The organism is Rugosimonospora africana, from assembly GCF_016862975.1.
Lineage (GTDB): Bacteria > Actinomycetota > Actinomycetes > Mycobacteriales > Micromonosporaceae > Rugosimonospora > Rugosimonospora africana.
The window spans coordinates 36,717-46,848 of sequence record NZ_BONZ01000109.1 but is presented as its reverse complement, the minus strand read 5'-3'; the positions used below and the strand labels follow the sequence as shown (position 1 = coordinate 46,848).

General features: G+C 68.1%; 10 protein-coding genes. 1 reads left to right on the top strand and 9 read right to left on the bottom strand.

Annotation, left to right across the window (positions count from 1 at the left end):
• Positions 1 to 223 (top strand): hypothetical protein (locus tag Raf01_RS45255; protein WP_203924348.1); only part of this gene is annotated, 223 nt, incomplete at its 5' end.
• A 129-nt stretch (positions 224 to 352) separates the two neighbouring features.
• Here the strand turns inward: Raf01_RS45255 and Raf01_RS45250 are convergent.
• From Raf01_RS45250 to Raf01_RS45210, 9 genes are all read right to left on the bottom strand, one after another.
• A complete protein-coding gene (locus tag Raf01_RS45250; RefSeq protein WP_203924347.1) occupies positions 353 to 1,180 on the bottom strand; it encodes an alpha/beta hydrolase in 828 nt (275 codons plus the stop codon).
• Positions 1,180 to 2,370 carry an LVIVD repeat-containing protein gene (locus Raf01_RS45245; protein WP_203924346.1) on the bottom strand — a complete coding sequence of 397 codons (1,191 nt, stop codon included), beginning with the start codon at positions 2,368 to 2,370 and terminating at the stop codon, positions 1,180 to 1,182. Before Raf01_RS45245 ends, Raf01_RS45250 begins: the two co-directional genes overlap by 1 nt.
• Entirely contained in the window at positions 2,367 to 3,623 is a 1,257-nt protein-coding gene (locus tag Raf01_RS45240) for a M20 family metallopeptidase (RefSeq protein ID WP_203924345.1), read from the bottom strand. Before Raf01_RS45240 ends, Raf01_RS45245 begins: the two co-directional genes overlap by 4 nt.
• Positions 3,624 to 3,628: 5 nt before the next feature.
• Entirely contained in the window at positions 3,629 to 4,531 is a 903-nt protein-coding gene (locus Raf01_RS45235; protein ID WP_203924344.1) for a polysaccharide deacetylase family protein, read from the bottom strand.
• A gap of 65 nt (positions 4,532 to 4,596) precedes the next feature.
• Complete coding sequence (locus Raf01_RS45230) at positions 4,597 to 5,367, bottom strand: SDR family NAD(P)-dependent oxidoreductase (RefSeq protein WP_203924343.1); 771 nt, start codon at positions 5,365 to 5,367, stop codon at positions 4,597 to 4,599.
• Entirely contained in the window at positions 5,364 to 6,074 is a 711-nt protein-coding gene (locus Raf01_RS45225) for a cysteine hydrolase family protein (protein WP_203924342.1), read from the bottom strand. The genes Raf01_RS45230 and Raf01_RS45225 overlap by 4 nt, the downstream gene beginning before the upstream one ends.
• Positions 6,075 to 6,113: 39 nt before the next feature.
• Positions 6,114 to 7,079 (bottom strand): amidohydrolase family protein, encoded by a 966-nt coding sequence (locus Raf01_RS45220; RefSeq protein ID WP_203924341.1) that lies wholly within the window; start codon positions 7,077 to 7,079, stop codon positions 6,114 to 6,116.
• A gap of 10 nt (positions 7,080 to 7,089) precedes the next feature.
• Complete coding sequence (locus tag Raf01_RS45215; protein WP_203924340.1) at positions 7,090 to 8,814, bottom strand: CocE/NonD family hydrolase; 1,725 nt, start codon at positions 8,812 to 8,814, stop codon at positions 7,090 to 7,092.
• 68 nt (positions 8,815 to 8,882) lie between these two features.
• Positions 8,883 to 9,938, bottom strand: a complete 1,056-nt coding sequence (locus tag Raf01_RS45210) for an ABC transporter substrate-binding protein (protein ID WP_203924339.1) — start codon at positions 9,936 to 9,938, stop codon at positions 8,883 to 8,885.
• Between the last annotated feature and the right edge of the window lie 194 nt (positions 9,939 to 10,132).

Sequence of the window (10,132 nt, the reverse complement as noted above, 5' to 3'; positions counted from 1 at the left end):
AGGTAACACCGCGATCGGTCTCCCACCGCAACAACGGCGAACCCAACATCGCCCGCGCTACCCGCCACGCCAACCGCCGGCCCAACGACCTCATCGATGCCGTCACCAGGAGTCCGGCAGCAAGGGCCTTCCGTTCAAGGTGTTGCTGTTGTGCGACCTCGATGAGGAAGCGGCGCAATTGCGCCGTGAGATCGCCTCCTGCGGCTTCAACAGCCCGAGCTGACGCGTCAAGGCCGCGACCCTCATACCCGGCGCCCAGGCCGCCGAGCATTCTGGTCGTCGACCGGCCTGCGGGCTTCGCCGGTGATCATGTCAGGCGTCAGCCGAGACCGCCGTGGGCCGGCTCAGGGGTTCATTTCCCGAGCACGCTGCGGTTCAGGAAGTCGCACACCAGATCGGTGACGGCCTGTTCCTTGCCGACGTAGAAGTGTCCGCAATCGGGTAGGACCGCCACCTCGCACGGGCCTGCCGCGTTGGCCTGATACGTTTCGCCGGGAAACGTCTGCGGGGATTCCTGGTCTCCCCGCACGTAGAGCACCGGACAGGTGATCTGCGCGGCGAGCGTGATGACGTCGGGGACAGTCGCTAACCGGTCCAGGAAACTCTCGGCGGTGATGACGTACCACCAGCCCGGCACCATCATCAGCTCCCGGCCCCGCCCCTGCGCCACCATGTCGCGGGCCTTGGCGGCGAACTGCTCGACATCGGCGCCGCCGAGCAGCCCCGGCCGCTGCACGCCCCGCAGCGGTCCGCCCCGCCCGGCCGACAACAGCACGAGCGCCGGGGTCTTCGGGCGGGCGATGACGAACGGGGGCGACATCATCCCGCCGTTGCTGTGGCCGATGACGACCGGGTCAGGGAAGCCGGCCTCGGCTAGCCAGGCGCCGGCGTACTCGTGGTCGGCCTGCGCCTGGGCGGTCGTCTGGAAGGCCGCTCCCTCGATGGTCTCCTTGTCCTCGCGAACGCTGAGGATGTCGTGCCCGCGCCGATTGAACGCCAGGCAGGCGAAGCCCAGTTCGGTGAGGGCCGGCGGCATGAACCGCGGCGCCCCGACGTAGAAGTTCATCGTGTTGCCGTGGAAGAAGATGACGGCACCGGCGATGGGGCCGCCGTCGGGCTCGTAGTACGCCCCGTCCAGTGGCACGGTGTCGGTGGGTATCGATACAAGTTCGGTACGCATCACGAAAGCTCGATCTCGGGTTCGAGGATGTAGAGACCTCCGCCGGCTCGGTCGGTGACGTAGATGAGTCCGTCCGGGGTCACGGTCACGTCGTTGAACTGCAGCGCGGAACAGCCCGGTGCCGCCGGCGGGACGAAGTAGGCGATCTCCTGCGGAGCCGAGGGATCGACGATGTCGAACACGCGCAGGCCGGCATTGAAGTATGTGACGTGGATCGTGCGTGACGAGCTGAACGATCCGGGCCGCATCTCGTGCAGGTTGTGCGGGCCGCTGCGCCCGGGGCGGTCGTGGTAGTCGCCGGCCGGCACGGGGAACTGCGAGATGACTGTCGGGTTCGTCTCGTCCGAGATGTCGACGAGACGCACGTGCTTCTCGATGTCTGGTCGCCCCGGTCCGGCCTTGACGCATTCATCGGTGACCACGAGCAGATCGCGGCCCGGCACCGGCATCGCCGTGTGCGTCGCTCCGCTCACCTCGGCCCCGAAGTCGAGCCGGCTGACCAGCCGCGGCTGGCTCAGGTCACTGATGTCGAGGATGACCAGTCCGGCGTCCCACCAGCCGCCGTACGCCCGTTGGCCGCGAATGATCGAGTGGTGGTGCTTGTAGGCCCGCCCAGGAGGCCACCCGGGTGCCTCCCCGTTCGCGCTGAACATCCCCGGAAGCCACCAGCGCCCCACCTCCACCGGCTGAGTCGGGTCGCTCAAGTCGGCCGCGATGAAGAACTGATCGGTGAATCCGTGGTCGCTGCCGCTCATCACGACGTACGGGGACTGCCAGAACGTCATCCGGTGCACACCCTTGCCCGGTGTGGCGAGAAAGCCGATCTGTTCGGGCTTCCAGGGTCGGCTGATGTCAAAGACGGCCAGTCCGGCGCTCCACGTCGTGCCGGAGAGGTCGTTCATCTCGCCCGGGTTGCGCTCGTGGTTGACGAGCAGCAGCTCGCCCACAACCTGCACCTTGTGTGAATGGGTGCCGGGTGGTGTGTGCAGCTGAGTCACCAGCCGTGGACGGCTCGGGTCGCTGACGTCGAGCACCGACGTGCCGACCCGATCGTCACCCATGTGCCCCACGTAGGCGAAGCCGTCGTGCACGTTGACGTGCATCGTGTCGCCGTGCCCGTCGAGCCGATGTTGAGCGAGCAGTCGCAGATTCCATGCCTCGGTGCCGTCCCGGACGGTCGTCGCGCTCATCGCGTCGCCCCGTCTGGCGCGACGAGGCGATCCGCTGGAACCCCGCTGTGTTGCGCAGTCCCCTTGCCCCGCCCGTCATCGCGGAGCACGTGCAGCAGGCCGGCGACCAGGGCTGCACGCAGCGGCATCGCCGCGACGTCCACCCACTCGCCGCGGCTGTGCGCACCGGCCCCGACCGGCCCCAACCCATCCAGCAGCGGCAGTGCCCAACCGGCCACGAAGTTGCCGTCGCTACCCCCGCCCGCGGCGGTCTCCGGCAGCTCGAAACCGATCCGGTCTGCGACCTGTCGCGCCAGCTGGTACATCTGCGCGATCTCGTCGGTGCGCTCCATCACCGGCCGGTTCCAGCCACCGCCCAGCACCACCGATATCCGCGGATCGGAGGAGGTCAGACCGCGCAGGCCAGCCTCGACCCGCGCGGCCTCGGCCTGGCTGCTGACGCGTACGTCGATGGTCGCGCGGGCATGCCCGGCGATGACGTTGGTACGGGTGCCGCCGGCGACGACGCCGACACTCACGCTCGTACCGGCCTCGAGGTCTTCGAACTCGCGTAGTGCCACGATCAGGCGGGCGAGTTCGTGGATAGCGCTGGCTCCCTTGGTCGGGTCGAGGCCCGCGTGGGCCTCGACCCCGGTCACGTCCAGCTCGAAGATGCCCACGCCCTTGCGGGATGTCTTCACCGCCGCGTCGGCCGAGGGCTCGAGAACAAGCACCGCGGCGACGTCGTGAGCCGCTTCCTCGATCACCGAACGGGAGGTCGTGCTGCCCAGTTCCTCATCCCCGTTGAGCAGCAACCGCACCGGCGGACGGGGCAGACCCAGCTCGCGCAGCGCGTGCAGAGCCCACACCAGCTGCACCAGGCCGGCCTTCATGTCGAAGGCACCGGGACCGGTGATTTTCGTTCCGTCGTCGTGGAACGCCCACTCGTTCAGCGTGCCGGCGTTCCAGACGGTGTCGTAGTGACACAGCAGCAGGACCGGTCGTTCGCCCTCGCCGGCATAGTCGAGCAGCAGCACATCGCCGCGGTCTCCACCGCCGATCCGGGTGGTACCGGCCGGCGGGCCGAGGTGACTGACGATCCAGTCGCTGATCCACGCCAGACCCTTGTCCAGCAGGGCCTTATCGTTGCTCGGTGTCTCCAGATTGACGTACGTGCGCAGGTCCGCGACCAGATCGGCGCGGTGCGCGACGAGCCAGTCGCGCACCGCCGTCAGGTCCGCCACCGTGGCCGCGTCGAGAGTTGGTGTGGGCATGGCAATCAGTCCAATCCGGTCTGGTCGCGCACGTATCGGGCGAGCTGCGCGTGAGTCGCGTACCAGATGTCGTCGTGGGTGGTGATTTCGTCGAGCAGTTCGGCGAGGACGACCAGCCGGGAGTGGTGTCCGATGATGTGCGGGTGCAGGGTGATCTGGAAGATGCCGCCACGCTCGTAGGCGCCGGTGAACTCGTCACGCCAGATGTCCCCGACGTGGCGTGGTGTGGCGTACGGGCGCAGCGCGGTGTAGCGGTCCATCATGAAGTACGGAGCGTCGTCGCGGATCCAGTCGACCGGTAGCTCCACAACGCCTGTCGGCTCACCACGATCGAGCAGCTCGTACGGATCGTCGTCGGCCATCAGCGACGAGTCGTAGATCAGGCCCAGCTCCCGGATGACGCGCAGGGTGTTCGCGCTGAAGTCCCACGACGGGGTGCGCACGCCGACCGGGCGGACGCCGGTCAGCTTTTCCAGGGTGTCGGCCGCCCGAAGGGCCAGCTCGCGCTCGGCGGTGCCGGGCAGCAGCAGGTTGCGCTCGTGGATCCAGCCGTGCAGGGCGACCTCGTGCCCCTGCTCGATATAGGTGCGAATCTCGTCGGGGTGCAGCAGTGCCGATACCGCCGGCATGAAGAACGTCGCCGGGATTCCGCGGGATTTCAGCATCGCCAAAATGCGGGGAACACCGACGCGGGCGCCGTAGGTTCCCTGGGCCAGCATGCCCGGGCTGGTCTTGCCGTCGCGCATGGCCGGCGTTTCGTGGTCGGAGTCGAAGGAGATCGCCACCGCCGCCCGGGCACCGTTGGGCCAGCTGCCCGGCGCCAGGCTCGAACCGGCCTGGACCAGCTCGACGTGCCCGCGCCAGGTCGTCTCGTCCCACTGCCAGGGTTCGCTGCGAACCTCAGTCATGCCGTTTCCGTCTCCCTCATCGCGCACGGGTGGTGCCTCGATCGGTCTCGTCGCCGCCGCCGCGGCTACATCTGGCTTCCACCGTTGATGCCCAACATCTGGCCGGTCATGAAGTCACTGGCTGGGGAGGCGAGGAACAGTGCGCATTCGGCGACGTCGCTGGGGTGTCCCATGCGTCGCAGTGGCAGCTCCTGGGCCTTGCGCTGGATGGTCTGTTCGTCGGGGAAGATCTCGCGATTCATATCAGTCAGGATCGAGCCCGGGCCGAGGGCGTTGACGTTGATCCGGTACCGGCCCAGCTCGACCGCCAGTGACTTGGTCCACGTCAGCAGGAAACCCTTGGTACCGGCGTATACCGCGCCCCGACCCCAGCCACGAAGGGCCAGCTGCGACGACAGGTTGATGATCTTGCCGTAGTTCCGCTCGATCATCATCGGCACGACCGAGCGGGTCACTCGCAGCGCCGCCCGGACATTGAGGTCGAGCTCAGCGTCCCAGTCTTCCTCGGTGGAACCCAGGAACGAGCCCACGCGCATCACCCCGGCGTTGTTGACCAGCACATCAACCGGTCCCAGCTCCTCGCGGGCCCGGGCGGCCAGCTCGCGAGCGGCGGCCGGCTCGGCGAGGTCGGCCTGCAACACCACGGCGCGCACGCCCCGCTTGCCGGCGCGCTCGACAACCTCGGCACAGCCCTCGGCACTGGTGCGGTAGTGCAGGACCACGTCCGCCCCGTTGTCGACGAACAACTCGGCGATGGCCCGACCGAATCCCCTGCCGGCACCGGTAATCAGTGCCACCCGGCCGCGCAGCGCGTCGCCGCCCATCGGGTCGCTCACCCTCCCACTCCAGCGGCAGCGGCGGCCGCGGACGCCGGCGGCTTGGCCCGGACCAGGTCGGCGAAGGAGGACACGTCGCTGACCCAGCCGATGGACGCCTCGATCTGACGTACCGCTGCCTGGTGGTAGTCCGGCCCGTTCATGCTGCCGGCCGCGTCCTCCAGCAGCACCACGCCGAAGTCGCGCGCCTGGGCGTCGAACGCTGTGTGGAGCACACAGTTGTTGGTGTTCACCCCACCGATGAACAGCTGCCGAATGCCGAGGCCGCGCAGCACGAGCTCCAGGTCGGTCATGTAGAAGCCGCTGTAGCGGAACTTCAGCACCAGTGGCTCGTGGGGCAGCGGCGTGGTCTGCGGCATGAACTCGGCGTAGACGCTGCCCTCGATGCACAGGTCCGCCTGGCGCACAAAGCCGGCTCCAGGAATCGGTTTGCCGTTCTGCCAGGCAAAGAACGGGTTGTTGCCGTTGCGGTTGCCCCACGGCGCCGCCGGCTTCTTCCAGGTGCCGACGTGCACGATCGGCAGCCCGACCTCCCGGGCGACGGCGAGCGCCTCACCGGCGCGTTCGGTCACCGAGCGGGCGCGCTCCGGGGGCAGGGTGTGGTAGCCGACTCCGTCGACGTCCATATGCCGGCGCTGCAGGTCGATCAGCAGCAGAGCAGTCTCGGCGAGGGCGAAGGAGTCCGCGACGCTGCGCGGCAATGCCATGATGAGTCCTTTCGGTGGCGAGGTCCGGGTAATGGGAATTCAGCTGGCGAACAGCCGGTCGGCCGAGTGCAGGACGGAAGCGACGGCCTGCTCGGACAGGCCCGAATCGGCGACAAAGGCGGCCGGGCGCGGTTCGGCCATGTCGAAGGGGTAGTCGCTGCCGACGACGAGTTGTCGATGCCCGACGAGTTCGGCCAGGTGCCGCAGCACGGTCGGGTCGAACACGACAGTGTCGTAAAACAGTCGCCGCAGTCCCTCGTCAGGGTCAGCGGCGTCGCGCAGCTCCGGCCGGGACCGGAAACCGTGCCGCAGCCGGCCGATGATGTGCGGCAGCGCTCCGCCGCCGTGGCAGAGGATCACGTGCAGCCCGGGGTAGCGCCTCAGCAGCCCGCTGTAGATCAGCCGGGCGCCGGCCAGAGCGGTCTCCGTCGGGTTGCCGACCAGGTTCCGCAGGTAGTACTGCCGCATGTGCTGCGCGCCCGCGACGTAGTGGGGATGGATCACCACCGGCACGCCGAGTTCGGCGACCGCGGCCCAGAACGTGTCGAACTGTGCCGCGTCCAGCCCGGTCCCACAGACACTGGTCAACAGCTCGACACCGCGCAGGCCCAGCGACCCGATCGCGTAGTCGAGTTCGGCAGCCGCGCGCTCCCCACCGGCCTGCAGCGGCACCGACGCGAACCCGATCAACCGCTCGGGATCGCTCGCCGCGGCCGCCGCAGTGCCCTCGTTCAAGCGGCGGCTCCAGTCCACGCCGTCGTCCGGGTCCAACTCGTAGCGCACCGCGAACGGCGGGGGCAGCAACGCCCTCGCGTCCAGCCCGGCCTGTGTGGCCTCACGTGCCTGGGTGGCGGGATCGGTGATCGCCGCCGGGACGATGAAGTCCTGGCCGTCAACGCGAAGATGAGTCTGGCCCGCGGACGGTCCGGCCTCCACCCGGACCGAGGACCGCGCGGCGTTCGCGGCCTCGGCCGGGAAGAAGTGGCTGTGCAGATCGACAATCATGATCGGCCCGTCACTCCGGAATAACCGGCAGGAGCAGGTAGGACTCCTGATCCGGCTCGAAGTGCAGGGTGGCGGTACCGCCGAAGATCTCGGCCGGTCGGTCCACCGGATCGTTATGGGTGAACGGCCCGATTCCCCGCAGCGGGTACTTGGCTCCCGGCAACGCCTCGGCGCCGTTGTCGTAGTCCCGGCCGCGGACCATCAGGCCGATCCGGTAGCCGGCCGGCACGACCAGGCAGGTCGGCCAGATCTCGATGTCCAGCGTGACCGGCTCGCCGGGCGTCAGCGGCTGCGGGTCGTCGTGCGTGTGGTACGGCCGGTGCGGCAGCGTCCGCTGCGCATCGAGCTTGCGGTGTGAGGCGCGCAGCCATCCCAGCCCGATCGGGGTACGCGGGTCGTTGGAACCCTGGAAGGTCACCTCCTGTCCGTTCTCGTCGAAGACGACCAGGCAGCAGAAGACGTCCGCGTCGGTGGTGTCGGAGGACAGCACCAGCCGGGCGGCGACCGGACCGGTCAGCTCGGTCTGTTCGGCCAGTGCGGCGCTGCGGAACAGCAGTCCGTCCCCGGTCGCCTGGTAGGACAGGCTGGGTCCGCTCGCCGGGCCGGTGCCCAGGCTCATGTCGTTGGGGTTCAGGTGGTACCTGGTCCATCGGGTACGGGCCAGCGGCCACTCGTTCTCGGCCCGGTCGACGAACACCTCACCGGGATGGCGCACCCGCAGGGCGACCCTGGGCTGCTTGTCCCAGCCGGTGTCCTCGCCTTTGAGGAAGTGACCGAAGAACCGCTTCTGCATGGCCACGCCATAGTTGGTGTAGAAGGGCGACGAGTGCGTGTCCCCGTGGATCTCCAGCCACTTCTGCTCACTGGCGGCGGCCAGGAAGCCCTCGATGTTGCCGCGCGGATGCAGACCCTGTCCACCCCAGTTGGCCGTGGACAGGAACGGCGTGACGACCTTGCCGAGATCGGCAGTACGGTCACGGTAGTGCTGATCGACCAGGGGCCGGGCGCGCACCTCCCCGTAGACGTCCACCCGGTTGGCGACCAGATCCTCTTCGGTGAGAGTCTCCGGCCCGGCCACCGGTTCACCGGTCACCCGGCTGCGAGCACTGCGCTCCCCCAGCCCATGCTGCACCGTGGTGTGAAGACCGCGGTACCAGCTGTTGAGGAAACCGCTCAGAATGCCGCCGTGGCGGGCGAATTCGCGGTAGTAGTCCGAGGCACCCTCCTGGACGAGCATCGCGGTCAGATGCGGGGGCTGCAACGCGGCCACGTGCCACTGGTTCATCGCGTAGTACGAAATGCCGCTGAGCCCGACCTTGCCGTTGCTCCACGGCCGAACGGCCGCCCACTCGATGCACTCGTACAGATCCTGCGTCTCACGTGCGGACCAGGGATCGAGCAGGCCCGGCGAGCGGCCGGCACCGCGGGAGTCGACGCGCAGGCAGACGTACCCGTCCGGAACCCACTTCTCCGGGTCCACCGTCTCCCAGTTCTGGTACTTGTTGGTCGAGCCCTCGGCCACCTCCGGCCAGGCCGCGACCAGCCGGTCCCAGTTGAACTTCCAGCCTTCCTGGAACGCCAGTCCTTTGGCGTAGGGACCCATCGTCATCAGGACCGGATACTGGCCGTCCTCGACGGGACGGAAGACATCGGCTCGCAGGACCAATCCGTCGTCCATTTCGACGGGGACGTCGAAGTCGATCCGCATACCGTCGGCGATACGTGACTCGGTCACCGGGTCAGCCTTTCCTCTGTCAGTCTTGTGGGCGGTTGTCTGGCTGCGGTTGTCCGCGGGCGCGGGTGTCAGCTGGTCGCCGAGGACGAGGCGAGCGGCGTGGCTCCCGTGGCCTGGGCGCCCTCCTGCGCGAACGAGTTGTCGACGTAGCCGGACAGCGTGCTTTCCGTTACCGAGGGAACTTCGGCCGCCTTCAGCGCGAGGGTCAGCGACGGTACCGTCACCGCACCGGTGGGATCGAGGTTCGCCTCAGCGTCCTTGATGAAGTAGGTATAGACGTCGTCGGCACCCTGGGCGTCGGTGTTGAGTTCCTTGGCGATGTCCGCTACGACCTTGTCGTGGTTGGCCGGATCACGCATGAACGCCAGCGTCGCCTGATACCCCTCAAGGAACTTCACCACGGTGTCGTGGTTGGCCTGGGCCCACGAGCTTTTCACCATGAGCGCGTAGGCCAGCGCGTTCTTCTGGTCGGGCAGGTCGTTGACATTGCCCAACACCTTGTTCCCGGTCTTCGTCAGGCGCTCGATGTCCGGCGGCGAACACAGCACCGCGTCCACGGCACCGGACAGCAACGCCGAAACCCGGGCGCTGGTGGCACCGCCGGTCACGTAGGTGACGTCGGTCTTGGACAGGCCGTGTGCGCCGAAATATGCGAGAGCCGAATAGTAATCGGAACTCGATCCGGCCGCGTTGACGCTGACCTTCTTGCCCTTCAGGTCCGCGATGCTGTTGATGCCCTTGCGCCCGACCACGCTCAGCGGGCTGCCCATCAACGAACCAACGACGATCTTGAGGCCGGGCTGCTTCTGCATCGCGGCCACGGCCTGCGGTGCACTCGGCTCGGACACCTGAGTCGATCCGCCGAGCAGCGAGGGCAGCACCTGCGAGGCGCCTTGGAAGACCACCAGCTTCAGATTGATGCCGTACTTGGAGAAGATGCCCTCGTCCCGGGCGATGAACTCCCACATGTGCGAGGCGTTGAGCGAGCTGATGCCGATCGAGACCGTCTGAGCACCCGCGGCCCCGCCGCCGCCGCTGTCGCTGCCGTTGCCACAGGCGGCCGACGTCAGGGCCACCGTGGCGGCTAACGCACCGGCGACGAGTGTCTTGATGTTCCTGGCCATTTTCCCACCTCATTGAAACGACGCCGCCGTCGGCGTGATCTCTGTCTGTCGATTCGGGGCGCGGTGAACCGCCGCTCCGTGCAGGGGACATGGGGAACACGGATGTGCTGAAACACACCGGGATCTGACTGCGCCGCTTGTCGGAGACCCGAGTCGGCGTAGTGCGGGGCGGCGCACGCGGCCACCCCCGCGCC

Bases quoted from the DNA above. Each gene is read 5' to 3' on its own strand.
- Raf01_RS45250 (WP_203924347.1), bottom strand. From the start codon at position 1,180: ATGCGTACCGAACTTGTATCGATACCCACCGACACCGTGCCACTGGAC.
- Raf01_RS45235 (WP_203924344.1), bottom strand. From the start codon at position 4,531: ATGACTGAGGTTCGCAGCGAACCCTGGCAGTGGGACGAGACGACCTGG.
- Raf01_RS45240 (WP_203924345.1), bottom strand. From the start codon at position 3,623: ATGCCCACACCAACTCTCGACGCGGCCACGGTGGCGGACCTGACGGCG.
- Raf01_RS45245 (WP_203924346.1), bottom strand. From the start codon at position 2,370: ATGAGCGCGACGACCGTCCGGGACGGCACCGAGGCATGGAATCTGCGA.
- Raf01_RS45225 (WP_203924342.1), bottom strand. From the start codon at position 6,074: ATGGCATTGCCGCGCAGCGTCGCGGACTCCTTCGCCCTCGCCGAGACT.
- Raf01_RS45210 (WP_203924339.1), bottom strand. From the start codon at position 9,938: ATGGCCAGGAACATCAAGACACTCGTCGCCGGTGCGTTAGCCGCCACG.
- Raf01_RS45220 (WP_203924341.1), bottom strand. From the start codon at position 7,079: ATGATTGTCGATCTGCACAGCCACTTCTTCCCGGCCGAGGCCGCGAAC.